Below are 24,219 nucleotides of genomic sequence, written 5' to 3'. Positions count from 1 at the left end.
CGCGGGCCCGGTGGGAGCCGGCGGGCAGGATCGCGGCTAAGCTGGGAGCCCGGCCGGCGGAGCCCTGACGCCCGCCGGAACTCCCGTCCGGGTTACCGCATCCAAGGGCCCGGAGGGAAGTGTGGACGCCGTACTCGTCAAGCAGGTCACCAAGGCCTTCGGGCCCGGCCGCCAGGCCCTGGCGGGCGTGGACCTCGCCATCCGCGAAGGGGAGATCCACGGCCTCCTGGGCCCCAACGGCGCAGGCAAGACCACCCTCATCGCCATCATGGTCGGCCTCACCGAGGCGGACGCGGGCTCCGTCGAGATCTTCGGGCTGGACGTGCGCCGCGAGCTGCCCCGGGTCCAGCGCATGGTGAACCTGGTCCGCGGCTTCAGCGGCGTCCTGGAGAAGGTGACGGCCCGCGAGCTGCTGATCTACTACGCCCTCCTCTACGGCGCCCCCCTGGGGCGGGTGGAGGAGGTGCTCCGCCGCACGGGCCTCTGGGCGCGCCGGGACGAGGAGGTGGCCTCCTTCTCCAGCGGCTGGCGCCAGCGGTTCTTCCTCGCCAAGGGCCTCATCAACCGCCCCCGCGTCCTGTTCCTGGACGAGCCCACGGTGGGCCTCGACCTGGACGCCGCCCTGGCGGTGCGGGACCTGATCCGCGACATCGCCCGGGAGGGGTGCACGATCCTCCTGACCACCCATTACATGCGGGAGGCGGAAGACCTGTGCGCCGGCATCGACCTCATCGCGGGCGGCCGGATCGTCGCCGGGGGCTCGCCCCAGGCCCTCAAGGACCTGGTCCGGACCCCGGACCTGCCGGAGCCCACCCTGGAGGACGTCTTCCTCGCCCTGACCCGCGAATCGCTGGAGGTGGCGGATGCGTGAGATGCGCCTGGCCCTCCTGCGGATCGCCGCGCACGCGTACCACATCGGCCTCAACCTCCGCCGGGACGCCTTCCGTCTGCTGGACGTGACCCTCTGGCCCCTGGTGCTCCTCCTGAGCATGGGGCTCTTCTGCCGCGCCTTCACGCCGGATCCCCGGACCCTGGCCCTGGTGGTGCTGGGGGCCCTGGGCTGGCGCGTGATCTACCACTTCCAGATGGAGGCCGTCCAGATCTACATGGACAACTACTGGATGGGCATGATCGAGCACGTGATGATCAGCCCGGCCCGGTGGTGGGAGTTCATCCTGGGCGGCGCCGTGAGCGCCCTGGGCAAGATCCTCGTCATCTCGGCCCTCTTCCTGGCCCTGGGCCGGTGGTTCTTCCACGCCAGCTTCCCCGACGCCCGGGGCCTCGCCGCGGGAATGCTCGCCTGCGCTGCCTGCGGCCTGGTGCTGGCCGTGTACAGCCTGGGCGTCGCCTTCCTCAAGCGCGGCGACGCCTTCGCCTTCATCTTCGCCTTCCCCGATGTCATCGCCGTCCTCAGCGGCGTGTTCTACCCCGTCACCGTCTTCCCGGCCCCCATCCAGGCCTTCGCCCGCCTCCTTCCCACCACCCACGCCTTCGGCCTGGTGAAGGCCCCCCTGGGCCTGGACGAGGCCCGCCCGCTCCTGTTCCTGGCAACCCTCGTGCCCTGGCTGCTCGGCGGCATCCTCTTCACGGGGTGGGCCCTCCGACGCGCCCGGCGCCTGGGAAAACTGGTGAAGATGAAGTAGTCGATCTTTTTTTATTGAAATTACAGCCTTTTCCCTGCTTGGCGGGGCGGGTCCGTTGCGGTAAGAATCTCTTGCATAGATTTGAGGACTCTCCCATCGTCTATCTTAGGCCCCACCCCGGGCCTCCCTTCCTTACGGGATCCTGCCTTGCACCCACTGTCCCAGTCCGCCGGTTACGCCATTCTCGCCCTGAGCTGTCTGGACGACCCCGGGGGCGAACCCATCATGGTCCAGGAAGTGGCCCAGTGGATCGGGGCCCCGGGCCCCTATCTCTCCAAGGTCTTCCATTCCCTGGGCAAGGCCCGGCTGGTGGACACCAAGCGGGGCCGGAAGGGCGGCGTCATCCTCACCCGCCCGGCCAAGGAGATCACGATCGAGCAGATCGCCAACGCCATGGACGGGGACGAATGGCGCACCAGCTGCCTCCTGGGCCTGACGGTGTGCTCGGATGAGCGGGCCTGCCCCGTCCACGCCTTCTGGACGGAGGAGCGCAACCGCATCTACCACGAACTCTCCAACGCGACCCTGTCGGACGTGGCCCGCTTCGAGCGCACCCACCGGCTGGCCCACCCGCCCATCGAACCCGCCGTCCAGGACTGACCGGAGGCGGGCCCCATGCCCGAACCATTCGATCCCCAGGCCTCCCCGATCCCGCTGCCGCCGGACGTGGAGGCCTTCCTGCGCACCCAGCCCGGCATCGAGCCCCTCGCCTACCGGGACGGCGAGTTCCTCGTGCGGGAGGGGGACGCGGCCCGCGACCTCTTCGTGCTGGTGGACGGCGCCCTCGTCGTGGAGCGGGCCCCCCTGCCCCCCGCCACCGCGCCCGTGGTGGTGGCCTGCCTGACCTCGGAGGAGGGCCTGGCCATCGTGGGGGAAATGGCCCACCTGGGGACCCAGCGGCGCTCGGCCTCCGTGCGGAGCTCCGGCTTCAGCCGCGTCCTCCGCCTGGAGCCGGCCCACCTGGACGCCATCCTCGACGCCTGCCCCGCCCTGACCCGGGTGATCTGCCGCCAGTTCAGCCGGCGCCTCCGGGAGACCCTGGAGGCCCTCTCCGCCTTCCAGGCCCGCTTCGCCCTGGACCCGGCCCGGCGCATGGCCCAGGACGGGGAGGTGCTCTACCGGGCCGGAGAGGCCGCCGGTGGGCTCCACCAGCTCCTGGCCGGCGCCGTGCGCCTGGAGGGGCCCGGGGGCGTCCGCACCGTGACCCCCGAGCACCTCCCCGGCGGATTGCTGGACCTGGCGCCCTACCTCCGGGAGGGCCCCCGGCCCGACACCGCGGTGGTGGACGGCATGGCCTTCCTCAGCTGCTTCGCCCCCGGCGACCGGGAGACCGTCGTCCGCTGTTTCCCCCGCGAGGCGCTCCTGACCCTCCGCCCTGATCGGGCATGATGGAGGATGCAGGGGAGGCAGCGTGGCAGTCGAAGCAGGTGATCCGAGGCGGTGGGCCCTTCTGGCCCTGACGTCCGTGGGCGCGTTCATGGCGCCCCTGGACGGCTCCATCGTGGCCGTCGCCCTGCCGCGCATGGGCCCCGCCCTCCACCTGTCGTACGGCGCCTCCCTGTGGGTCCAGGCGGCCTACCTCCTGGCCATGGCCGTGACCCTGATCCCCCTGGGCCGCCTCGCCGACCGCGCCGGCAAGGTCCGGTTCTACCTGGCGGGCGTGGTGGTCTTCACGGTGGGGTCCCTGGCGGCCGCCCTGGCCACCTCCGGCGCCACCCTGGTGGCCGCCCGCGTCGTCCAGGGCGTGGGCGGGTCCCTGCTCAGCGCCACCTCCGCCGCCATCGTCACCGGCGCCTTCCCCCCCCACGAGCGGGGCCGGGCCCTGGGCATCAACGTCATGGCCGTCTACGCCGGCCTCAGCGTGGGGCCGCCCCTGGGCGGCTTCCTGGTGGACCACCTGGGCTGGCCCTGGATCTTCCTGGTGAACCTCCCCGTGGGCCTGGTCACCCTCCTGTGGGGCTGGGCCCTCCTGCCCCGGCGGGAGGCCTCCGGCGCCCGGCCCGGCCAGGCCGATCTCGGCGGGGCCCTCCTCATGGCCCTGCTCCTTTCCGCCCTCATCGTGCCCCTGACCTTCTCCTCGGAATGGGGCTTCCACGCCCCGCGCACCTGGGGCCTGCTCGCGACCGTCCCGCTCCTCCTGGCGGCCTTCCTGGCCCGGGAGGCCCGGGTGCCGGAGCCCATCCTGGACCTCGGCCTCCTGCGCCGCAACCGGCTGTTCGCGTCGGCCAACCTGGCCGCCCTCCTGAACTACTGCGCCCTCTACGCCGTCAGCGTCCTGACCGCCGTCCAGCTCCAGCTGGTGATGGGCCATCCGGCCCGCACGGCCGGGTGGGTCATGATGGGCCAGCCGGTGATGCAGGCCTGCCTCAGCCCCGTCGCGGGCCGCCTCAGCGACCGCGTCGGCAGCCGCTCCCTGGCCACCGCGGGCATGCTCCTCGTGGCCCTGGGCATGGCCGGCCTCGCCCTCCTGGGCCGCGGCGCGGGCCTCGGCGCGGTGGTGGCCGCCCTGGCGGTGGTGGGCCTGGGCATGGCCGCCTTCAGCGCCCCCAACACCAGCGCCATCATGGGCAGCGTGGACCGGCGCCAGCTGGGCCTCGCCGGGGCCTTCCTCCCCACCATGCGGGTCACGGGGCAGGCCCTCAGCGTCGCCCTCCTGGGCGGCATCGCCGCCAGCCGCCTCGGCCCGGGCGGGTGGAAGGCCCTCCTGCGCCACGCCTCGACGGGCGCGGCGGACGCCTTCGCGTGGGGCTACCGCGCCGCCATGCTCACCGGGGCCCTGCTGGCGGTCCTGGGGGCCGTGGCGAGCCTCCAGCGCCAGGAAAGGATGGACACGTGTTCGAACGGATGAGCCTCGGGGGGCAGGAGATCGCCCCCGCCCTCTTCCTGGCGCCCATGGAGGGCATCACCCATTCCGCCTTCCGGCGGCTGCTTTCCGACTACGGCGGCTACGGCGCCCTGTTCACCGAGATGCTCAGCGCCGGCGCCTTCCTCCAGGAGAAGACCCTGGAATCCCCCTACACGCGCCGCCGGCCCTGCGAAGGCAAGGTCATCTACCAGTTCGGCGCCTCGGGCAGGGAGGACCTGGAGGCCGTGCTGCGCAAGGTGGAGAGCCTGGCCCCCGACGCGGTGGACCTGAACCTGGGCTGCCCCGCCCCCAAGATCCGCGCCCACGGGTGGGGCGTCTCCCTGGCGGCGGACTTCCCCCGCCTGCGGACCGTCCTGGAGCGCTTCCGCCGCGCCTGGCCCGGGACCCTCACCGTCAAGGTCCGCCTCGGCGACGATCCGGAGCGGTGGCGCGAGGGGTTCCTGGAGCGGGTGCGGCTCTTCGAGGACCTGGGGGTGGACGCCATGACCGTCCACGCCCGGTTCTCCGGGGAGAAGCTCAAGCGCCGGCCGCGCTGGGAGGAGTTCGCCTGGATCGCGGCCCGCACGCGCCTGCCCGTCATCGGCAACGGGGACATCTGCGCGCCCGAGGACCTGGTGCGCCACCGGGAGGCCTTCGCGCCGTTGGCTGGTCTCATGCTTGGCCGGATCGCCGTGGTGAAGCCCTGGATCTTCCGGGCCTTCGCCGGCCTCCCCGTGGAGCCGCCGGACCACGCCGAGCTCTGGGACCGCCACTACCGCTACCTCCTGGAGGACATGCCCCCGGAGCGCGCCTTCGGCCGCCTCATGGACTTCACCTACTACTACGCCAAGAACTTCCTCTTCGGCCACGAGCTCTATCGGGGGGTCCAGAAGGCCCGCACCTGCGAGGAGATCCGGGAGGCCGCCCTCCGGTTCCTGGAGGCCGGTCCGACGCCGAACCGGGGGACGGGCGTCTCCTTCACCTGAAAGCGACCCCCTTGACGGATGTTCAAGGTTCCACCATGGTCAAGCCAGCGTTCAACCAAGGAGGGTCCCCATGAAAGTCACCGAACGGGATAGCAACGACGTCCACATCCTGGCCCCTGAAGGCAAGATCACGCTGGGGGCCGGCGACCAGGAACTGGGCGAGGCCGTGCGCCAGGCCCTCGAGCGCGGCCACCGCAAGATCCTCATCGACTTCACCAAGGTCACCGTGCTGGACTCCTCGGGCCTCGGCGAACTGGTGGGCTGCTACACCTCCATCCGCAACCGGCAGGGCCGGCTGCGCATCTGCGGCCTGAACAGCCGGATCTTCAACCTGATGCAGATGACCAGCCTGCATTCCGTGTTCGAGGTCATGGACACCGAAGCCGAGGCCCTGGCCGGCTTCTGACCCCACGCACCGCCGCTCCGCGTCTGGCCGGTTCGCCCCTTCGCCCCGCGAGGGGGCCGATCCGGCCAGGCGCGGAGGCGCGTTGAAGGGGTCCTCCCCCCTCAAGGTTCCTTGCACAATTCCGATGAGGTAGGCAGGACCGGTGCCCCATGGACATCCAGGCCATCCCGGCGACAACCCCCCTCGGCGCCACGACCCCCGCCCCGGCCGTCCAGGGGGAGTTCACCCAGGCCCAGACGCTCGCCAACCCGACGGCCACCCCCGCCTACGAGGTGACCGTGGCCACGACCCCGGCCTCCACGGCGGCGGCCACGGCGGGGCTCCAGGCCGCGGACGCGGAGGCCCTGGCCCAGCAGGCCGTCCAGGCGCAGCAGCAGGTCCTCTCCGCCCTCCGGGGCGGCGGGGCCGACGTGGCCACCCTCCTGAGCGGCCTCCCGCCCGGGGCCACCGCCACCCTCCTGGGCGGCGGCTGGGCGCGTCCCCCCCAGGCGGTCGACGCCGCCGAGGTCGAGGCCCTCTGGTCCTTCCATTTCCCCTTCCGCCGGCGAGATGTGACGCCGGTCCGGGAGTCGCCGCGCACCGAGGCGGCGGGGGAGGAGGATCACGGCAAATCCGGCGCCCTGCCTCGCCGGTACGGCCCCCGGGGCCGGGAGGAACCGGAGCCCGAGGCGGACGAATCGCACACCCTGGACCTGCTCGACTGACGGAGGTCCGCCGGGAGTTGAGGTTATGATGTGGGTTCCCGCTTGCGCCCAGGCCCTGCCCCGGGCCTGAACCCACGGAGGCCCCATGACGAAGGACACCGGCAAGATCATCTGGACGGGCATCGACGAGGCGCCCGCCCTGGCCACCTACTCCCTCCTCCCCATCGTCAACGCCTTCACCCGGGCCGCCGGGGTCGAGGTGGAGACCCGGGACATCTCGGTGGCCGGCCGGATTCTCGCCGCCTTCCCCGAGCGTCTGCCTGAGCACCAGCGGGTGCAGGATGAACTGGCCTACCTGGGCGCGCTGACCCAGCAGCCCGAGGCCAACATCATCAAGCTGCCCAACATCAGCGCCTCCATCCCCCAGCTCAAGGCCGCCATCGCCGAACTGCAGGCCCAGGGCTACCCGGTGCCCGACTACCCCGAGGCGCCGGCCGACGAGGCGGAGAAGGCCATCCAGGCCCGCTACGCCCGCATCCTGGGCAGCGCCGTGAACCCCGTTCTGCGCGAGGGCAACTCCGACCGGCGCGTGGCCGCCTCCGTCAAGCAGTACGCCCGGAAGCACCCCCACAAGCTCGGCGCCTGGAGCCCGGACGCCAAGGCTCACGTGGCCCACATGACGGCCGACGACTTCTACGGCAGCGAAGTGTCCGTCACCCTGCCCGCCGCTACGGTCGCCCGCATTGAATTCGTGGACGCCGCCGGCCAGGTCAAGGTCCTCAAGGAGAAGCTGAGCCTCCAGGCCGGCGAGGTGGTGGACGCCTCCCGCCTGCGGGTCAAGGCCCTCCGCGCCTTCCTCCGGGAGCAGATCGAGGACGCCCAGCGGCAGGGCGTGCTCTTCTCCGTCCACCTCAAGGCCACGATGATGAAGGTGTCCGATCCCGTCATGTTCGGGCACGTGGTGAGCGTCTACTTCGAGGACGTCTTCATGAAGCACGCCGGCATCTTCCGGGAGCTCGGCGTCAACCCGGACCTGGGCCTGGGCGATCTCTACGCCAAGCTCAAGCGGCTGCCCGACGCCCAGCGGGAGGCCATCGAGGCCGACATCCAGGCCGTCTACACGGTGCGCCCGCCCCTGGCGATGGTCGACTCGGACAAGGGCATCACCAACCTCCACGCCGGGAACGACGTCATCATCGACGCCTCCATGCCCGTCGTGATCCGGGATTCCGGCCGCATGTGGGGCCCCGACGGCAAGCTCCACGACGTCAAGTGCGTCATCCCCGACCGCTGCTACGCCACCTTCTACCAGGAGGCCATCGCCTTCTGCCGCGAGCACGGCGCCTTCGACCCCGCCACCATGGGCAGCGTCAGCAACGTCGGCCTGATGGCCCAGAAGGCCGAGGAGTACGGCTCCCACGACAAGACCTTCAAGGCCCCCGGCGACGGCGTCATCCGCGTCGTGGACGCCGACGGCGCCGTGCTCCTGCAGCACGACGTGGAGACCGGGGACATCTGGCGCGCCTGCCAGACCAAGGACCTCCCCATCCGCGACTGGGTGAAGCTCGCCGTCGCGCGGGCCCGGGCCACCGGCGCCCCCGCCGTGTTCTGGCTGGACCGCGACCGCGCCCACGACGCCCAGCTCATCACCAAGGTCGAGGCCTGCCTCCAGGACCACGACACCAAGGGCCTCGACATCCGGATCCTCAGCCCGGTCGAAGCCATGCGCTTCACCCTGCCCCGCTCCAAGGCCGGCCAGGACACCATCTCGGTGACCGGCAACGTCCTGCGCGACTACCTCACCGACCTCTTCCCCATCCTGGAGCTGGGCACCAGCGCCAAGATGCTGTCCATCGTGCCCCTCCTGGCCGGCGGCGGGCTCTTCGAGACCGGGGCCGGCGGTTCCGCGCCCAAGCACGTGCAGCAGTTCCAGGCCGAGGGCTACCTGCGGTGGGACAGCCTGGGCGAATTCCTGGCCCTGGCCGTGAGCCTCGAGCACCTGGGCAACCTCTTCGGCAACCGGCGGGCCCTCCTGCTGGCCCGCACCCTGGACGAGGCCACCGCCCGGTTCCTGGAGGAGAACAAGAGCCCCGCCCGCAAGGTCGGCCAGATCGACAACCGCGGCAGCCACTTCTACCTGGCCCTCTACTGGGCCCAGGCCCTGGCCGCCCAGCGCGAGGACGCCGCCCTCCAGGCCACCTTCGCCCCGGCCGCCGCCGCCCTCGCCGCCAACGAGGCGGTCATCAACGCCGAGCTCATCGCGGCCCAGGGCCGCCCCGTGGACATGGGCGGCTACTACCACCCCGACCCGGTCCGGACCGGCAAGGCCATGCGCCCCAGCCCCACCCTCAACGCCATCATCGACGGGATCGCCTGAGTCCAGCCGGGACCGCCGCCCGGGTCCCCCAGGGCGGCTGTGCGGGCCGATGCATGCTGACGCGTGCATCGGCCCGCGTCGGTCATGCGTTGGCGTCCTCCAGGGCGATGGCCCGGGGGAAGAGGATGTGGGACTCGAGGTAGATGTGCAGGTGGAGGTCCGCCTCCAGGGCCTCCAGGCCCATGAGCAGGCTCCGGTAGGTGGCGCAGCCGTCCTCGGGCACCTGGAAGCCGCGGGTGAGGGCGCGGAGCTCGCGGAGGATCTCGCCGGCCTCCTCGTGCTCGGCCTGCATCACGGAGACGGGGCCGCGCACGGTGCCGAAGCAGGCCTCGCAGGCGGCGGCCCCGCCCTCGAGGGTGCGGATGTAGGGGAAGAGGATGCGCTCCTCCTTCTCCAGGTGGGGAAGCAGGTCGGCCCGCAGCCGGAAGAAGAGCTCGCGCACCTCCGCCAGTTCCGGGTGGCCGGCGCCGTGCACCTGGGCGACCTTCTCCATGAGGGGGGCGACCCGGTCCAGCTCCGTCCGGGTGAACACGTGATGGGTGGCCTCGATGTGGGCGATGAGGTCCCGGAGGCCCCCCTCGGCCAGGGCCCGCGGATCGGCCACGGCCGCGTCGCCGGTGCCGGCGCCGGCCAGGGCCCCCTGGACCTCCGCCACGTCCTGGCCCGCCAGGGCCGCCGCCTCCGCCAGGCTGCGGTGGCCGCCGCAGCAGTAGTCCAGTCCCAGCCGCTCGAAGACCCGCATGGTCCCTGGGCACGCCAGCACGATGTCGCCGATGCGTTCCGTGGATTCGAATGTGAGGCGCATGGTCCCCTCCTGTGCCCCCAATATCCGACCTGTCCAGTCGGGATTCCTTGACGGAGGACAAGACCCGCGCACTTTTTGGAAACGTCAGGCTCCGTCCGGATCCGGATCGAAGAGCCCCCGGGGGGCCCCGGCCGTCCCGGCGGGAACGAGGGCGCCGGCCCGCAGGCCCAGCAGGCGCAGCCGGCGGTCCATGGGCACCCGCCGCAGGCAGTCCCGGGCCGCGTCCCGCAGGCCGGCCTCGCCGCTCACCGCCCATCCGGGCGAGGTGTCCCGGCTGACGGTGGTGAAGTCCTCGTAGCGGAGCTTGATGCCCACGGTGCGGGCGGCCAGGCCTTTCCGGGCCAGGTCGCCGGCCAAGCGACGGCACAGGTCGAGCAGGATCTCGGTGAGGCGGGCCCGGTCCTCCCGGGGATGCAGGTCCCGTTCGAAGGTGGTCTCCCGGCTCATGGACTTGGCCTCCCGGGTGATCACCAGATCACGGTCGTCCCGGCCCTGGGCCGCCTCCGCCATCCAGGCCCCGTAGGCCTGCCCGAAGGTGCTGACCAGCAGGGCCGGATCGGCCGCCGCCAGTTCCCCGATCGTGCGGAGGCCCAGGGCCTCCAGCCGGGCCGTCGCCTTGGGCCCGATGCCGTTCACCGCGGAGACCGGCAGGGGCCAGATCCGGGTGGGGAGGTCCGCCGCGTCCAGGATCGTGAGACCGTCCGGTTTCTGGAGTTCGGAGGCGATCTTGCTGAGGAGCTTGTTCGGGGTGATCCCCACGGAGCAGGTGAGCCCCGTCGCCGCCAGGACCGCCCCCTTCAGGCGCAGCCCCAGGTCCCGGCTCTCCCCCGGCAGGTCCGTCAGGTCCAGGTAGATCTCATCGATGCCCCGGTCCTCCATGCGGGGGGCCACCTGGACCACCGCCGCCTTGAACTGGCGGCTCACCCGGCTGTAGGTCTCGTAGTCCCCGTGCAGGAGCAGGGCCTCGGGGGCAAGGGCCGCGGCCTTCATGAGCCCCATGCCCGAGCGCACGCCGAAGGCCCGGGCCTCGTAGGTGCACGTGGTGACGACGCCCCGGCCCCGGTAGTCCCCCAGGCGCCCCGGACCTTCCTGACCCGGGCGCCGCCGGCCGCCGATCACCAGGGGCAGCCCCCGCAGGTCGGGGCGCCGGAGCAGTTCCACGGACGCGAAGTAGGCGTCCATGTCCAGGTGGGCGATGCGCCGGGGCGGAAGGGGCATGACGAAAGCTTAGCGAAACCCCGGGCCGCGTGCGCAGCCTTTGAACCCCCGGGACCTGGCCGGCATCCATGGAGGTGGACCTCAACCGCCGCGCCCGCCCGCGTGTCCAATCAGCGAAAGGAGCGGATCATGACCACGCCCCGATTGTTCGTTTCCAGCCTCGCCTTCACCTTGCTCGCCACCCTGCCCGGAGCGGCCCAGGGCCGGCCCTGGCATGCCAGCGGCGGCGCCGGAGCCCCGGCCCCCCGCCCCGCGCCCTCCGCCCCCCGCGGCTCCCTGAGCGGCGGGCCTTCCGCTAGCTGGCACGGAGGCGGCCCCGCCGTCGGCCGTCCCGGCGGCGGCGTCAGCTGGCACGGCGCCCCCTACCGCGTCCTCCCCCGCGGGTACGCCACCTACTACTGGGGCGGCCACCCCTACTACTACGCGAGCGGCATCTGGTACCGCCCCTGGCGGGGCGCCTACCTGGGCTGGTATCCCCCCATCGGCATCTGCCTGGACGTTCTCCCCCCGGGCTACAGCACCTTCTGGTGGGGCTCCGACCGCTACTACGTCTATGAGAACGTGTACTACCGCGACGCCCCCGCGGGCGGCTACATGGTCGCGGAGCCCCCGGAAGGCCGGGAGCGCGCCGCCGAGCCACGCACCCCCACCCCCGACGAGGCCGCCCTGGACGCCCTGCTCATCACGCCCAAGGAGGGCCAGAGCGTCGAGCGCATGAAGGCCGACCGGGCCGACGCCAAGCGCTACGCCCTCCGCAAGAGCGGCTTCGATCCCGCCTACAGCGATCCCGGCGACCCCGGCACCCCCCGGGCCCGCCGCGCCTACCTCCGGGCCCTGCGCGAGTACCTCGAGACCCGGGGCTACGAGGTCCACTGACCCTCGGCCTGCCCGCCGGGGTTGAGGGCCCGGATCCGCGCCAGGGCCTCCTCCGGGCTCCGCCGCTGCAGGTCCAGGGCCCGGGCCAGTTCCCGCCAGAGGGCCACGGCGTCGGGCTTGGCGCGCAGCCCGGCCCGCGCCTCCCGCTCCGCGTCCGCGGGACGGCCCTGGCGCCGGCGCACCTCGGCCAGGGTCAGGCGCAGTTCGAAGCTGGCCGCGTGGATGCCCAGGCCCCGCCGGGCCGCGCGGGCCGCCTCCGCCAGGGCGGCCTCCGGGTCCCGGCCCAGCCGGTCCAGGATCCGCGCCCGGGCCAGCCACACTTCCGCCACGATCCAGGCGCTCCGGAAATGGTCCGCGCGCGCCTCCTGGGCCGCGCGGGCCGAGGCCTGGGCCGCGGCCCAGGGCGCCTCCCAGGGCTCGCCCCGCCCGGCCCGGCGCTCCGCCTCCAGGGCCTCCAGGAGGGCGTGGTCCCAGAGGGCGAAGACATTGCCCCCCTTGATGGCGAGGCTGCGGGCGGTGGCCTCCCGGGCCGCGGCCATGGTGGGGGCCGGATCCACCCCATGGGCGGCCTCCCAGCGGGCCAGGTGGCCGAGGATCTCCCCCCGGATCTGGAGGGGGTAGAAGGCCTGCACCTGGGCCCCGCCAAGCAACCGGTCAACAGCGACCAGGGCCGCCCGCAGGGCGGGCCTGGGGTCCTGGCCCCGCGCGTCCAGGAAGCGGGCCTCCACCAGGCCGGCCTCCGCGATATCGGGGGTCTGGTCCGGGAAGCCCGCCCGGGCCCGGGCCAGCGCGGGCCGGGGATCCTCCCCCCGCGCCGCCTGGGCCCCGGCCAGGAAGAGCCAGTTCAGGGGCAGGGACAGGCTGTCCGAGGACACGATGCGCGGCACCCGCTCCAGGAGCGCGATGGTCTCCCGGTAGACGGGGCGCGGATCCCCGCCGTGGCTTCCCAGGTGGACGCCGTACCGCATGCGGAGCCGGCCGTAGGATTCCACGAGGCCCGGATCGCCGGGATGCAGCACCATGGCGCGCGCGAACAGGGTCTCCCCCTCCCGGAACAGGGCGTCCGAGGGCCGGCCCTCGCGGCTCTCCCGGATGGCCCTCGACGTGAGGTCCTCCAGGGCCAGGCCGAGCAGGTCGGAGTCGCTGGGGGCGCGCTCCAGGGCCTCCCGCGCCAGGGCGTCGCCCTCGGCGATGACCCGGTCCCGGGCGGAGGTGTCCGTGGCCTCGTCGAGGGCGCTCAGGCGCTGCCGGGAGGCCTGCAGCTCCAGGAGCCGCGCCTCCGACAGCCAGGGCGCGGCCCGCAGGGCCTCCTGGCACTTGGCGATGCAGGTCCCGTGCTCCTCGCGGAGGTTGGCGATCTGGGCCTCGCCCAGGGCGGGATGGTCCAGGGCCTGGCCCCGGCTGAGCCGGAAGTAGGCGAGGGCCTTCTCCCCCACCTGGGCCATGAGCTCCCGCCTGGCCGCCTCCACCGTGGTGTGGGACCGGTCCTGGAGCCGCACCTCCACCATCCGCCGCGCGAAGCGGCGCGCCAGGGCCGTGCCCAGGCCGTAGGCGCATTCGGGGGTGCGGAAGCCCGCGGCCCAGGCGGCCTCCAGGTGGCCCAGGGCCGCCTCGTCCTCGCGCAGGGCGAGTTCGATGCGCCCCAGGGCGTAGTTGCCGGGGCCCCAGGCCGCGCGGCCGAGGGCGTCCATGCCCTTGCGGATCTCTCCCATGCCGGCCTGGAGGCGCCGTTCCGCGGGGCGCAGGTCGTGGGGCGGCATCAGGCGCTCCAGGCGCATCAGGTCCTCGAGGCCCTTGGCCTCCAGCCCGAACCGCGTGGCCATCTCCGTCTGGCGCGCCGCCTCGGCCCGCACCCGGAGGCTCCAGCCCAGCAGCCCCAGCGCCACGGCCAGCGAGGCCGCCACCGCCGCGGCGGCCTTCCGGTGCCGCAGGATCCGGCGCCAGAGGCGGTCCAGGGGCGTGACCCGGCGGGCCCGGATGGGCCCGCCGGCGGCGAAGCGCCGCAGGTCCGCCTCCAGATCGGCGGCCGACGCATAGCGCCGCCGGGGGTCCGGATCGATGCAGGTCTGCACGAGGGTCTCCAGGTCCCGGGGGACGTCGGGGCGCCGCGCCCGGACCGGCGGAGCCTCGCCGCGGGCCTGGCGTTCCACGAGCCCCGCCACCGTCGTGGCCTCGTAGGGCGGCAGCCCGAGGAGCATGGCGTAGAGGGTCGCGCCCAGGCTGTAGAGGTCGTCCCCGGGCGCGGGCTCCGCGCCCCGGGCCTGCTCGGGGCTCATGAAGGCCGGGGTGCCGGCGCAGGCCCAGGTCAGGGTCAGGTCGCCGCGGGCCACGTCCCGGGCCAGGCCGAAATCCACCACCCAGGGCCGGAGCGCGCCCGGCTCCCCCTCCACCAGGATGTTCTGGGGCTTGAGATCCCGGTGGACGAGGCCGGCCCGGTGCGCGGCCCCCACGGCCCCCGCGACCTCCGCCATGAGGGAGGCCAGGTCCCGCAGCGGCAGATCCTGGCGCAGCTCGGAGAGCGGAGGTCCCTCCACCAGCCGCATGACGATGTAGGGCTCGCCCCCCTCGGTGCCCACCTCGTGGATGGGGCAGATGGCCGGATGGCTGACCCGCGCCTGGTGATTGGCCTCCCGCATGAACCGCAGGATGTGCTGCGGGTCGCGGACCGCCAGCCGCTTGAGGGCCACCCGGCGGCGCAGCAGGGGATCCCAGGCCTCGTGGACCCGGCCCATGCCGCCGTGGCCCCGCTCAGGCCCGATGAGGAACCGGCCCGCCCGCGGGCAGCCCGGGGCCAGGGCCCAGGCGGGCGGATCGGAGGCGGACGGAGCGCGCGGGTCGGAATCGGTCGACATGGCAAGGGTTGGAATATAATTATTTATAACACAGTCCAGGACGCCGCGCACGCCTTCCCGCGGGCGGCGCCCCCGGTACACTGGGCGCAGGAGGATCCCCATGGGTGACGAACTCAAGACCGCGGCCGCCTGGGCCAAGGAGCTGGCCCTGCCCGAGAAGAAGCTGAAGGAGGCCCTGAAGGCCGCCGGCCTCGAGCCCGACGCCAAGAAGGGCGTCTGCGCCTACTACGCCCAGGCCACCATCGAGAAGGCGCGCAAGGGCCTGCAGTAGCCTTGTGCGGGGCGCGGGGCCGGTCTAACGTGGGAGTATCATCCTCACGTTGCGATGCAGGAGGCCCCGTGCTCCGTTTCCTTGGTTCCGCCCTGGCGCTGGCCGCCTGTTTATCGGCCCAGGAGGCCCCGGACGCGCGCATCCGCCACCTGGAGGCCCAGGTGGAGGACCTCCGGTGGGAGCTGGACCAGGTCCGGAAGACCGCCGACGACGCCCTCTTCGCGCTCCGCCTGTCGGACGTCGCGGTGGTGGACAAGGTCACCCTCACCGGCCCGCCCAATCCCAAGGGGGCCGAGACCTACGGCATCCGGAACGAGCGCCACCCCCTGCGCATCTACGCGCACACCTTCGTGCCCAAGGGCCTCGACACGGCCCGCAAGCACCCGTGCATCGTCCTCAGCCACGGCGGGGTGCACGCCGACTTCGGCACCTACCACGCCCACATCGTCCGGGAGATGGTCGGCCAGGGCTGGATCGTCGTGGCCCCCGAGTACCGCGGCTCCACCGGCCACGGCAAGGGCCTCCACGACGCCATCGACTACGGCGGCCTCGAGAACGACGATGTCGTCGCGTGCCGCGACTGGGCGGTGGAGGAGCTCCCCGTCGACCCCGCGCGCGTGGCCCTCGTCGGCTGGAGCCACGGCGGCATGATCAGCCTCATGGCCGGCTTCGATCACCCGGACAAGTTCGCGTGCATCTACGCGGGCGTGCCGGTCTCCGACCTCCTGGCGCGGGTCGGCTACGCGGGCGAGGAGTACCGGGATCCCAAGGTGCTCCGCAGCATGTTCGGCAAGGACCCCGGCGACGACGTCGAGCTCCTCAAGCGCCGCAGCCCCGCCTGGAACGTCCACAAGCTCAAGCTGCCCCTGATGGTCACGAGCACCACCAACGACCGGGACGTGAACGTCGTGGAGGTGGAGCAGCTGATCACCCACCTCAAGGCGGCCGGCAAGGATTTCACGTGGAAGATCGAGCAGGATGCCCCCGGCGGCCACGGCTGGGACCGCATCGACACCTCGTACGCCCGCAAGGCCCGGAAGGCGATGTACGCCTTCCTCCGCAAGCACCTCGCCCGCTGAGCCGGTGCATGCGCTAAAAGGTTGAAAAACAACACATACAGCTTCAAAAAAACGCTCAGACCCTGGCACCCGACTGGCCCTTCCGGCATCCAAGGGCCAGAGGTGATCCATGACCGGCTCCAGTTCCGCCCCGGGTGCGGCCGGCACCCCCGGCTTGGCACAAACCGGGAACGAAGGCCCGTTCCTACGTCCTTTTATCCCAGCGGCGGCCATGTGTGGCCTCGGCGGGAGGAATGCTGGTACCATCCCTGTATCCGATTGGATATAGCATGCATTCCAGCGCAGCCGTCCTTCTTTCCACCACCCTCCTGACCCTGGCCGGGTGCAGGCACCAGGCGCCGACCGCCGCGTCGGCGACGGCCGGCAGCACCACCGCCTTCGTCCTGGAACCCCAGGGCGGGCCCGACACGCGCCCCGTCCACTGCCGGATCTCCTTCCGCCACGGCCAGCAGCTGGCGACCATCGTCGCGGACCTCCCCGACGGGCGCAGCTACGGCCTCTCCATGCCGCCGGGCTGGATCAAGGCCCCCGCCGACGACGAGCTCGCCCCCGCCTGGGACCGGGTCTTCGGCCAGGGCTACTACGGCACCCACGTGATCCGCCAGGAGGGGCACGTCCGCCTCGACATGGAGGGCTTCCAGGGGGGCTGGCTGAAGCTGGAGATCTGCCGGCCCGCCCGGGGCGAGGCCCAGGCCGAAGGCATCGCCGTGGACCAGGCGGGCCGGGTGTTCAAGGTGGAGGGGCTGGCCTGGAAGGGCTGAGGGGCCCGCCTCAGAACTTCGCCGACACCCGGACCTCGAAGGCCATGTCCGCGGTGTTCTCGTTGTGGGTGATGTTGTTGATGTAGCCCAGGGTCAGCGCCGCGTTGCGGGCGATCCGGATGTGGACGCCCAGGTCGTGGTTCAGGGCGGGCTGGTCCAGGGCCGCCGAGGTCCGGCCCACCAGCAGGCCATCGTGGTACAGCAGCACCAGGTAGGGGCGGACCCGCCGCCAGCCTTCGTACTGGATCCCCACGTGCCCCGCCGCCTGGTCCTTCACGAGGAAGGGATTGGCGGCGCGGAAGCCGCCCTGGGTGCCGCGCCGCAGGTAGGCCACGCCGCCGTTCAAGGACCAGCCGTCCCGGACCGGCGACTGGACCAGGAGCCCGGTGCTGAAGTCCCAGGTCGTGCGGATGTGCCCTTCGAAGCTCACCAGGGGCACCTGGAGGGCCCCGGTGGCGGAGAGGGACCAGCCGTCCCGCGCGCAGGCCCGCCAGACGAAGCTCAGCACCGGATCCGTGGCCTGGAAGCGGATGGGCTTCTGGCGGAAGGTGATCACCTCGCCCCGCTGGAGGACCACGAGGGTGAGCTGGTTCCGGGCGATGGCGCCCCGGCCCGTCTGTTCGAAGCCCAGGCGGTGCACCCCTTCGATGAGCCCGTCCAGGAAACCTCCGTCCAGGCTCTGCCACCCTAAGGTGAGCCCCACTTCCAGGTCCCGGCCGACGCCGCGGCCGATGTGGATATCCGTGCGCTGCACCTCCCCGTCGAAGTAGTAGAGGAGGGGTTCCGACGACGTCTGCGCCGCCAGGGCCGCGACCATGGCCGGCGTCACGGGGGTCCGGCCCCCCGTTTCATGGGCGAGGTGATCCTTGATGAGATCCGAGAATTCGAAGGTGTTCGCCCGGATCACCTGCATCGCGACCCGGGTCTCCCCGGCCCGGAGGGGCACGGCGGAGGCGGGCCGGTACGTGAGCGGCAGGAGGTTGAGGGGGAAGAGGTCCCGGGTGGCCGGAGGACCCGGGTCCGGCCAGGCCTCCTGCGCGCAGGCGCAGGGCCCGACCAGCCCCAGGGCGACGAGGACCGCGGCGAGGCGTCGCGTCACGCGCCCCCCTCAGGCGGTCAGTTCGGGGTCGTCGCTTTCCTTCTCGGCGAAACCTTCGTCCCGCGAGATGGACAGGATGGTGACAGCACAGGCCCGTCCCGTCCGGAGGTTGGTGATCTCGCCGCGGTCCCCCAGCCACAGGCCCTGGGTCTCCACGGGATCGCCGGCCTCCAGGCCCCCGGGCTTGCGGAGGCTGGCCACCATGCAGTCCCCCGTCTCCAGGAGGATGACCGCGGCGCGGGTGCCAGGATTCACGTGCTTGACCGTTCCGTTCATGGGGCCCCCGAAGGTGCTGATCGTTCGTTCAATCTAAGCATCCTGCCCCCCCGGGGTCCTGTCAACACGAAACCGCCAGATCCCATCGAGGCCTTGATCCATGCCACAGATCCCTTCGATGCACCTTGACAAGTTGAAACCTGGAATTATGGTTCATGGAAGGGACGGTTTTGAACGATCGTCCGATCCTTGCAACCTCGGCACCCCGGCGGCACCATGGCCCTGATCCCCACCCGACGCCTGATCCAGCGGTCCACCCGCTTCGACGCGGTTCCCCAGGGCCCCAGGGTCCTCTTCGTGGACGGCGAACCGGCCCTCTGCGACCTCACGGTCGCGGTGCTGGAGGCCCTGGGCCACCCCTGCGAGGCCTTTTCCGACCCCGGGTCCGCCCTCGGCTGGCTTGGCGCGCGACCCGGTCGCGTGGACCTGGTCCTGGCCGGGGCGGACCCGGAGGGCCTGGCCTTCGCCGCCGACGTGGCCCGCCTCCGCGGCGACCTTCCGGTGATCCTCTGCGTGGCCCCCGGGATCGAGCCCACCCTGCCCCTGCCCGCGAACGTGGCGGGGCTCCTCCCCCTGCCCCTGGACGGCACGGGCCTCGGCCCTGCCCTCCGCGCGGCCCTGGCCCAGGCCCGCCCCGCCCGGCCGGACTACGGATTCCCGCCCCTGCGCCGGGAGGCCTGACCCCGCCCGGCGCCTCCGGCCCTGGACGCAGGGCAAGGCTCCCTGCCGCCCCTTGGTTCCGCGCGCGGGGGACGTCCCTGGAACCGATCCGGGGCCCGCTAGGCCTTCGCCTTGCGGGTCCGGGCCGGGGCCGCGACGGGCGCGGGCGCCCCTTCGCGCAGCAGCCCGTGGAAGGTCTGCTCCACGAGGATCTCGGCCCCCTGGAACACGGGCGGAAGGGGGCGGTCCCCCCAGATGATGCGGTTGAGGCCGGCCATGAACCCGTGGCCCACCACCTGGCCGATGATGGAGGCGCCCAGGAAGGCGATCTCGTCCGGGTTCAGGTCGGGGCGCAGGACCGTCAGGCAGTTGCGGATCGTGGTGGCCATGGGCCCGGCGAAGTTCCGGATGAGGTCGTGCAGCGCGGGCCGGGGCTCCCGGATCTCCTGGAGCCAGAGGCGCGTGCCCTGCTCCCGGAGGGGATTCTTGTCCTCATGCTTCTGGACCATGTCCTTGAAGGTGCGGTGGAGTTCCTCCCGGAGGAACCGGGCGGCCTCCGCCGCGTCCCGGGGCTCCCGCGCCTCGGGGGTGGAGGACATGGACCATTCGAAGAGGTACCGGAAGACCTCCACGTAGAGGTTCTCCTTGTTCCCGAAATGGTGGGCGAGGAGGGACAGGGGCCGGCCGGCGCGCTCCGCGATCATGCGGATACTCGTTCCTTCATAACCGTGGTCGGCAAAGCAGGCGAGTGCCGCGTGGAGGATGGCGGTCTTTGTGTCCAAGGCGGGTCCTTTTTGGCCTAGCATACCCGCTCCCTGGCGGATTTGGCTCACGCCCCTTCCTCCCTCACGGGCACGAGGGTGAGGTCGTCCAGGGGGAAGATGTCCCGCACGTCCCGCATGGCCTCCCGCTGGGAGGCGCGGTGGATCCAGCCGAGATGGTTGCCCCGGAAGAAGATCTGGAACCGCTGGACCGGGGTCTCCGACTGCTTTTTGGTGCGCATGGGCTGCCCCTTTCGATGCTTCGACCCGAGGATCCTGATCGATCGTCCAATCTAAGCTAGGCATCGAACCGGGTCCTGTCAAGGGGGGTTTGAGCATTCCAGGTCCGGGGCGGCTTCAGCGCGCGCGCAGGGCCGCCCCCATGCGCGCCAGGGCCTCCTGGAGGAGCTCGCCCCGGCAGCCGAAGTTCAGGCGCACATGGCCCCTGCCCTCATCCCCGAAGGTCTCGCCGCCGATGAGGGCCACCTTTGCCCGCGCCTGGAAGAAGCCCGCCGGGTCCTCGCCGAGGCCGGCGCCCCGACAGTCGATCCAGGCCAGGTAGGTGGCCTCCGGCGCGGCCATGGCCAGCCCCGGCAGGTCGCGCCCCATGGCCGCCGCCAGGGCGGCGCGGTTCGCCTCCAGTTCCGCCATGACCGTGTCCAGCCAGGGCTGGCCGTGGCGGTAGGCGGCCTCGGCCGCCACGACGCCCAGGAGGTTCACCCAGGGCACGAGGCCCCGCCGGGCCTGGAGGTAGGCGCGGCGGAGGTCCGGATCGGGGATCACCGCGAAGCTGCAGGTGAGGCCGGCGATGTTGAAGGTCTTGCTGGGGGCCATGAGCGTGATGGTGCGCCGCGCCACCTCCGGCCCGAGGCTGGCCAGGGGCACGTGGGTCCGGCCCTCAAACAACAAGTCGCAGTGGATCTCGTCCGAGACCATGGGAACGCCGGCCCGCAGGCAGCGCTCCGCCGCGGCCTCGAGCTCGTCCCGGCGCCAGGCGCGGCCCACGGGGTTGTGGGGATTGCACAGGAGCCAGGCCCGGGTCCTGGGCCCCAGGGCCGCCTCGAACGCGTCGAGGTCCATGCGCCAGGTCCCGTCCCCGTCCCTCGCCAGCGGCGCGTCGCGGCGCGCCATGCCGGCGGTGCCGGGCGCGTGGAGGAAGGGCGTGTACACCGGAGGCTGGACCACCGCCTCGTCCCCGGGCCCGCCGAGGGCGTGGCAGGCCAGGTTGAGCCCCGTGACGACGCCCGGCACGAAGACCAGCGCCTCGGGCGCCACCTCCCAGCCGTAGCGCCGCGCCAGGCGCGCCACGATCACCTCCCGCAGGTCCGCCGCACCCGTCTCCGGGGCCCCCGCCAGGTCCGTGTAGCCGAGGATCCCGTGGTCCAGGCGGGTCCGGAGGGCGTCCAGCACCGGCTCCGGCGCGGCGAAATCCATGTCGGCCACCCAGAGGGGGATCACGTCGCCGGCGTAGGCCTTCCACTTCAGGCTGTCGGTGGCGCGGCGGGTCTCGGGGGGCGGGAACGGCGTGTACATGCTTCCAGGAGAACGCGCGGGAGGGCCCCTGGCAAGGGCCCCGCCCTCACCCCGCCTCCAGGCCGTCCAGGGCGCGGCCGATCTCCTCGACCGTGTAGGGCTTGGTGATGGCGCCGGCCCGCGGATCGGCCTCCAGGACCTCCTCGGCCTCCCGCTCCAGGTACCCGGTGCCCACCAGGATCGGCAGGGACGGGAACCGGGCCCGGATGGCCCCCAGGGTCTCCAGGCCGTTCATTTCGGGCATGTTCATGTCCAGGAGCACCAGGTCCGGCGCCCCGGCCCGGTCCAGCTCCCGCAGGGCCTCCCGGCCCCCGGGCACGGCGCGCACCCGGTGGCCGTGGGCCTCCAGGAGGGGCGGGAGGGCGCTGCGGATGAGATCCTCGTCGTCCACCAGGAGGATGTCCATGGGCGCGCGTTCCCGGGGCGCGGGGCCGGAGCCGGCCGCCGGGGCCGGGCCGCTGTCGCAGGCGAGGCCCAGGATGGCCCGGGTCCCCTGCCCGGGCTCGCTCTCCAGGCGCAGGTAGCCGCCGTGGGCCCGGGCGGTGTTGAACACCTGGGATAGGCCCAGCCCGGTGCCCTTCCCCGTGGGTTTGGTGGTGTAGAAGGGCTCCATGGCCCGCCGCAGCACCTCGGGAGTCATGCCCTCCCCGGTGTCCTCGACGACCAGCTCCACCCAGCCCGCGGGTCCCCGCCGGGTGACGATGCGCAGCCGGCCTCCCCCGGGCATGGCGTCCGCGGCGTTCACGCACAGGTTCATCAGCGCTCCGCCCAGGCTTCCCGGCTCTCCGGTGATGGCGGGGAGGTCCTCGGCCAGGTCCATGACGAGCTCGTACTTCTTCAGGAGGGTGCGGTCCAGGAGCCCCATCTCCTGGCGCACCATGGCGTTCACGTCCACCGGCACCGGCTGGGTGATCTCCTTGCGGGTGAAGCCCAGGAGGGACTTCACCATCTCGCGGCCGCGGCCCGCGGCCTGCTCCACCAGGGACACGGAGCCCATCAGCGCGGCGTCCCCGGCGCGCTGGATGCGGAGGACTTCCGTCACGGCCAGGATGGCCGCGAGGGTGTTGTTCATGTCGTGGGCCACGCCCCCCGCCAGACGGCCCAGGCTCTCCAGTTTCTGGAAGTGGTCCAGCTCCGCCTCCAGCCGCCGCCGCTCCGCCGCGGCCCGCTTCAGCGGGGTGATGTCCCGGGTGACCGAGAGGCACACGTCCTCGCCCCCCAGGCGGATCACGCGCGCGGACAGGAGGGCGTCGAAGGGCGTCCCGTCCTTCCGGCACAGGCGCACCTCCATGGAGGCCACCTGCCCCGAGGCCCGCAGCTGGGTCACCCATTGATCCCGTTCCTGGGGATCCAGCCAGATGCCCAGGTCGACGGCCAACTGGCCGACCACCTCCTCCCGGGTGCGCCCGGAGACGGCGCAGAAGCCCTCGTTGACCAGGAGGTACCGGCCCTCCTGGAGGGTGGAGAGGGAAATGGCGTCGGGGCTGGCCTCGAACGCCACCTCGAAGCGCTCCTCCGAGGCCCGCAGCGCCTCCTCGGCCCGGAGGGCGGCCGTGATGTCCCGGAAGAAGCAGAGGCAGCGGTCCGTGCGGGGATCCAGCGCCACCCGCACCTCCACCTCCGCCCGGGAGCCGTCGGCCTTCCGGTGCCGGGACCGGAACTGGATCACCCCCTCCCGGCGGGACAGGGCGATGCGTTCCCGGACGGTCTCGACCGAATCCAGCACATCGAACTCGGGGATGAAGCGCCCCACGATCTCCTCCCGGCTCCAGCCGGTGATGCGGCAATAGGCGTCGTTCACGTCCAGGATCCGGCCCTCCGCATCGTTGGACCAGTAGCCGTCGAAGGCCAGGGCCAGGGTCGCCTCCAGGCGCGCGTTGCTCTCCTCGAGGGCGGCCTCCCGATGCCGCAGCTGCCGGGCCATGTCGTCGAAGGTGGCGGCCAGCTCCCCCAGTTCCCCCCCCTGGATGCGGTCCGCGATCGCCCCGCGGCCCTCCCCCCGCGCCAGGCGCAGGGAGGCCTCCCGCAGGGTGCCCACCGGGGCCAGGATGGACCGCTTGGCCACGGCGTTGGCGGCGAGGAAGGCCAGGAGCCACACCAGGCCCATGAAGGACAGGTTGCGCAGGATGCTGCGGTTGGCCCCGGCCAGCACCGCGTCCAGGGGGATGCCCCCCCGGATGATCAGGTAGGGCTCCGTCTCCCCCTCCAGGCGCAGCTTGTACGTGAGGATGATGCGCCGTTCCCCCAGGAGCGCGGAGCGCCCGACGTGGATCTCCTCGTCCGGGAAGCCCTGGATCTCGGCCATGGTCCTGGCGTCGAAGGGGGTGCCGACGCGGCCGAGGGCGTCCGGGGCCCGGTAGAGGATGACGCCCCGGTGGTCCACGAAGGTCAGGATGGCCCCGGAAGGCATGCGGCTCCGCTCCAGGACCCCCTTGAAGCTCTCCAGGTGGAAGCCGATGGAGAGGATGTCCGTGACCTGCCCCGCCGCGTCCACGACAGGAAAGCCGAAGTTGAGGCTGGGCCGGCCCGTGGCCCGGGACACCACGTATTCCCCGGAGGCCAGGCGCCCGCGGCGCAGCGCCTGCTGGAAATAGCGCCGGTCGCCGATCTGGAAGGGCGCGCTGGAGGGCACGGCGGCGGCCCAGACCCGGCCCGAGCGGTCCGCCACGCCGAGGTTGGAGAGGGCGGGGTTCCGGGCGCAGAGATCCTCGAAAAGCCGGGCGACGGGTTTCGCCTCGCGGTTCCGGATGATCGGCAGGTGGGCCAGGACGGTGAGGAGCTGCCGGGTGGAGGCCACCTGCCCCGCCTGCTCCGCGCGCACCGCGTCCCCCAGCCGGGCCAGGTCCCGGGTGGCGTCCTCCACGGCCCGCTGCCGCGCCTTCAACCCCAGGAACAGGATCAGGCCCGCCATGGGCAGGCCCATGATCAGCACCACCAGCCGCAGCTGGCTCTTGATGGGGATGCGGTTCAGGAGAGGCATGGACCCAGGGGCCTTGAAAATTTCATACATGCTGGCCTGGACCGCGGCTTTTGGGAAGCGGGAGATTCCGGGAGGGCGGGCCCGGCCGGAGGGAGCCGCGGAGCATCCCGGGGCCGAACCGCCGGGGCCGGGTCGACCCCCAGGAGG

23 protein-coding genes are annotated in these 24,219 nt (G+C 72.5%); 14 read left to right on the top strand and 9 right to left on the bottom strand.

Annotation, left to right across the window (positions count from 1 at the left end):
- Positions 1-121: 121 nt before the first annotated feature.
- The 9 genes from R2J75_RS09415 to R2J75_RS09375 all read left to right on the top strand — a co-directional run bounded on the left by R2J75_RS09415 (position 122) and on the right by R2J75_RS09375 (position 8,901).
- The gene (locus tag R2J75_RS09415; RefSeq protein WP_243332508.1) at positions 122-871 is read left to right on the top strand and encodes an ABC transporter ATP-binding protein; all 750 of its coding nucleotides are present in this window, start codon (positions 122-124) and stop codon (positions 869-871) included.
- Complete coding sequence (locus R2J75_RS09410; protein ID WP_243332506.1) at positions 864-1,643, top strand: ABC transporter permease; 780 nt, start codon at positions 864-866, stop codon at positions 1,641-1,643. Before R2J75_RS09415 ends, R2J75_RS09410 begins: the two co-directional genes overlap by 8 nt.
- A 147-nt stretch (positions 1,644-1,790) precedes the next feature.
- Positions 1,791-2,243: an RrF2 family transcriptional regulator gene (locus R2J75_RS09405; protein WP_243332504.1), complete on the top strand. Its 453-nt coding sequence runs from the start codon at positions 1,791-1,793 to the stop codon at positions 2,241-2,243.
- A gap of 15 nt (positions 2,244-2,258) precedes the next feature.
- On the top strand, positions 2,259-3,032 hold the full coding sequence (locus R2J75_RS09400; protein ID WP_316411555.1) for a cyclic nucleotide-binding domain-containing protein: 774 nt from the start codon (positions 2,259-2,261) through the stop codon (positions 3,030-3,032).
- A 22-nt stretch (positions 3,033-3,054) separates the two neighbouring features.
- The gene (locus tag R2J75_RS09395) at positions 3,055-4,491 is read left to right on the top strand and encodes an MFS transporter (RefSeq protein WP_316411554.1); all 1,437 of its coding nucleotides are present in this window, start codon (positions 3,055-3,057) and stop codon (positions 4,489-4,491) included.
- A complete protein-coding gene (locus R2J75_RS09390) occupies positions 4,476-5,474 on the top strand; it encodes a tRNA dihydrouridine synthase (RefSeq protein WP_243332497.1) in 999 nt (332 codons plus the stop codon). The genes R2J75_RS09395 and R2J75_RS09390 overlap by 16 nt, the downstream gene beginning before the upstream one ends.
- 70 nt (positions 5,475-5,544) lie before the next feature.
- On the top strand, positions 5,545-5,880 hold the full coding sequence (locus R2J75_RS09385) for an STAS domain-containing protein (protein ID WP_243332495.1): 336 nt from the start codon (positions 5,545-5,547) through the stop codon (positions 5,878-5,880).
- 149 nt (positions 5,881-6,029) lie between these two features.
- Positions 6,030-6,584 carry a hypothetical protein gene (locus R2J75_RS09380; protein WP_243347263.1) on the top strand — a complete coding sequence of 185 codons (555 nt, stop codon included), beginning with the start codon at positions 6,030-6,032 and terminating at the stop codon, positions 6,582-6,584.
- A gap of 85 nt (positions 6,585-6,669) precedes the next feature.
- Positions 6,670-8,901, top strand: a complete 2,232-nt coding sequence (locus R2J75_RS09375) for an NADP-dependent isocitrate dehydrogenase (protein WP_243332491.1) — start codon at positions 6,670-6,672, stop codon at positions 8,899-8,901.
- An 82-nt stretch (positions 8,902-8,983) separates the two neighbouring features.
- Here the strand turns inward: R2J75_RS09375 and ric are convergent, their stop codons facing one another.
- Positions 8,984-9,706: an iron-sulfur cluster repair di-iron protein gene (gene ric, locus R2J75_RS09370; RefSeq protein WP_243332489.1), complete on the bottom strand. Its 723-nt coding sequence runs from the start codon at positions 9,704-9,706 to the stop codon at positions 8,984-8,986.
- Between the two features lie 84 nt (positions 9,707-9,790).
- On the bottom strand, positions 9,791-10,924 hold the full coding sequence (gene dinB, locus R2J75_RS09365) for a DNA polymerase IV (protein ID WP_316411553.1): 1,134 nt from the start codon (positions 10,922-10,924) through the stop codon (positions 9,791-9,793).
- Positions 10,925-11,053: 129 nt separating this feature from the next.
- On the opposite strand from dinB, the gene R2J75_RS09360 reads away from it, so the two are divergent.
- Positions 11,054-11,800 (top strand): DUF6515 family protein, encoded by a 747-nt coding sequence (locus R2J75_RS09360; protein ID WP_316411552.1) that lies wholly within the window; start codon positions 11,054-11,056, stop codon positions 11,798-11,800.
- On the opposite strand, the gene R2J75_RS09355 is transcribed toward R2J75_RS09360, so the two are convergent.
- Positions 11,785-14,652 carry a serine/threonine-protein kinase gene (locus R2J75_RS09355; RefSeq protein ID WP_316411551.1) on the bottom strand — a complete coding sequence of 956 codons (2,868 nt, stop codon included), beginning with the start codon at positions 14,650-14,652 and terminating at the stop codon, positions 11,785-11,787. The two genes, R2J75_RS09360 and R2J75_RS09355, sit on opposite strands and share 16 nt — an antisense overlap.
- A 100-nt stretch (positions 14,653-14,752) precedes the next feature.
- Between R2J75_RS09355 and R2J75_RS09350 the strand changes: the two genes are divergently transcribed.
- The 3 genes from R2J75_RS09350 (at position 14,753) to R2J75_RS09340 (ending at position 16,763) form a co-directional block, all read left to right on the top strand.
- The gene (locus tag R2J75_RS09350; protein WP_243332481.1) at positions 14,753-14,923 is read left to right on the top strand and encodes a hypothetical protein; all 171 of its coding nucleotides are present in this window, start codon (positions 14,753-14,755) and stop codon (positions 14,921-14,923) included.
- Positions 14,924-14,991: 68 nt separating this feature from the next.
- On the top strand, positions 14,992-16,002 hold the full coding sequence (locus R2J75_RS09345; protein ID WP_316411550.1) for an alpha/beta hydrolase family protein: 1,011 nt from the start codon (positions 14,992-14,994) through the stop codon (positions 16,000-16,002).
- A gap of 269 nt (positions 16,003-16,271) precedes the next feature.
- Positions 16,272-16,763 (top strand): hypothetical protein, encoded by a 492-nt coding sequence (locus R2J75_RS09340; RefSeq protein ID WP_243332470.1) that lies wholly within the window; start codon positions 16,272-16,274, stop codon positions 16,761-16,763.
- Positions 16,764-16,773: 10 nt separating this feature from the next.
- Here the strand turns inward: R2J75_RS09340 and R2J75_RS09335 are convergent, their stop codons facing one another.
- Both R2J75_RS09335 and R2J75_RS09330 read right to left on the bottom strand, forming a co-directional pair.
- Positions 16,774-17,862 (bottom strand): DUF3187 family protein, encoded by a 1,089-nt coding sequence (locus R2J75_RS09335; protein ID WP_243332468.1) that lies wholly within the window; start codon positions 17,860-17,862, stop codon positions 16,774-16,776.
- 9 nt (positions 17,863-17,871) lie between these two features.
- A complete protein-coding gene (locus R2J75_RS09330) occupies positions 17,872-18,138 on the bottom strand; it encodes a hypothetical protein (protein ID WP_243332466.1) in 267 nt (88 codons plus the stop codon).
- Positions 18,139-18,354: 216 nt separating this feature from the next.
- Here R2J75_RS09330 and R2J75_RS09325 point away from each other — a divergent pair, with 216 nt between their 5' ends.
- Complete coding sequence (locus tag R2J75_RS09325) at positions 18,355-18,819, top strand: DNA-binding transcriptional response regulator (protein ID WP_243332464.1); 465 nt, start codon at positions 18,355-18,357, stop codon at positions 18,817-18,819.
- Between the two features lie 98 nt (positions 18,820-18,917).
- Here R2J75_RS09325 and R2J75_RS09320 read toward each other — a convergent pair whose 3' ends face one another.
- From R2J75_RS09320 to R2J75_RS09305, 4 genes are all read right to left on the bottom strand, one after another.
- Positions 18,918-19,604: a TetR/AcrR family transcriptional regulator gene (locus R2J75_RS09320; RefSeq protein ID WP_279342195.1), complete on the bottom strand. Its 687-nt coding sequence runs from the start codon at positions 19,602-19,604 to the stop codon at positions 18,918-18,920.
- A gap of 23 nt (positions 19,605-19,627) precedes the next feature.
- Positions 19,628-19,801, bottom strand: coding sequence for a hypothetical protein (locus R2J75_RS09315; RefSeq protein WP_316411549.1), 174 nt, complete (start codon positions 19,799-19,801; stop codon positions 19,628-19,630).
- 115 nt (positions 19,802-19,916) lie between these two features.
- Positions 19,917-21,092 (bottom strand): MalY/PatB family protein, encoded by a 1,176-nt coding sequence (locus R2J75_RS09310; RefSeq protein WP_243332458.1) that lies wholly within the window; start codon positions 21,090-21,092, stop codon positions 19,917-19,919.
- A 46-nt stretch (positions 21,093-21,138) separates the two neighbouring features.
- Positions 21,139-24,072: a PAS domain S-box protein gene (locus R2J75_RS09305; RefSeq protein ID WP_316411548.1), complete on the bottom strand. Its 2,934-nt coding sequence runs from the start codon at positions 24,070-24,072 to the stop codon at positions 21,139-21,141.
- Positions 24,073-24,219: the final 147 nt, after the last annotated feature.

The organism is Mesoterricola sediminis (assembly GCF_030295425.1).
Classification (GTDB): Bacteria; Acidobacteriota; Holophagae; order Holophagales; family Holophagaceae; genus Mesoterricola; species Mesoterricola sediminis.
The sequence above is the reverse complement of the archived record's forward strand: the minus strand, read 5'-3'. Positions and strand labels throughout refer to the sequence as shown.

Coding starts and splice junctions, on each gene's coding strand:
- R2J75_RS09340 (WP_243332470.1), top strand. CDS start 16,272: ATGCATTCCAGCGCAGCCGTCCTTCTTTCCACCACCCTCCTGACCCTG.
- R2J75_RS09315 (WP_316411549.1), bottom strand. CDS start 19,801: ATGCGCACCAAAAAGCAGTCGGAGACCCCGGTCCAGCGGTTCCAGATC.
- R2J75_RS09325 (WP_243332464.1), top strand. CDS start 18,355: ATGGCCCTGATCCCCACCCGACGCCTGATCCAGCGGTCCACCCGCTTC.
- R2J75_RS09400 (WP_316411555.1), top strand. CDS start 2,259: ATGCCCGAACCATTCGATCCCCAGGCCTCCCCGATCCCGCTGCCGCCG.
- R2J75_RS09350 (WP_243332481.1), top strand. CDS start 14,753: ATGGGTGACGAACTCAAGACCGCGGCCGCCTGGGCCAAGGAGCTGGCC.
- R2J75_RS09385 (WP_243332495.1), top strand. CDS start 5,545: ATGAAAGTCACCGAACGGGATAGCAACGACGTCCACATCCTGGCCCCT.
- R2J75_RS09375 (WP_243332491.1), top strand. CDS start 6,670: ATGACGAAGGACACCGGCAAGATCATCTGGACGGGCATCGACGAGGCG.
- R2J75_RS09355 (WP_316411551.1), bottom strand. CDS start 14,652: ATGTCGACCGATTCCGACCCGCGCGCTCCGTCCGCCTCCGATCCGCCC.
- R2J75_RS09330 (WP_243332466.1), bottom strand. CDS start 18,138: ATGAACGGAACGGTCAAGCACGTGAATCCTGGCACCCGCGCCGCGGTC.
- dinB (WP_316411553.1), bottom strand. CDS start 10,924: ATGCCCCTTCCGCCCCGGCGCATCGCCCACCTGGACATGGACGCCTAC.
- R2J75_RS09320 (WP_279342195.1), bottom strand. CDS start 19,604: ATGCTAGGCCAAAAAGGACCCGCCTTGGACACAAAGACCGCCATCCTC.
- R2J75_RS09360 (WP_316411552.1), top strand. CDS start 11,054: ATGACCACGCCCCGATTGTTCGTTTCCAGCCTCGCCTTCACCTTGCTC.
- R2J75_RS09410 (WP_243332506.1), top strand. CDS start 864: ATGCGTGAGATGCGCCTGGCCCTCCTGCGGATCGCCGCGCACGCGTAC.
- R2J75_RS09310 (WP_243332458.1), bottom strand. CDS start 21,092: ATGTACACGCCGTTCCCGCCCCCCGAGACCCGCCGCGCCACCGACAGC.
- R2J75_RS09305 (WP_316411548.1), bottom strand. CDS start 24,072: ATGCCTCTCCTGAACCGCATCCCCATCAAGAGCCAGCTGCGGCTGGTG.
- ric (WP_243332489.1), bottom strand. CDS start 9,706: ATGCGCCTCACATTCGAATCCACGGAACGCATCGGCGACATCGTGCTG.
- R2J75_RS09380 (WP_243347263.1), top strand. CDS start 6,030: ATGGACATCCAGGCCATCCCGGCGACAACCCCCCTCGGCGCCACGACC.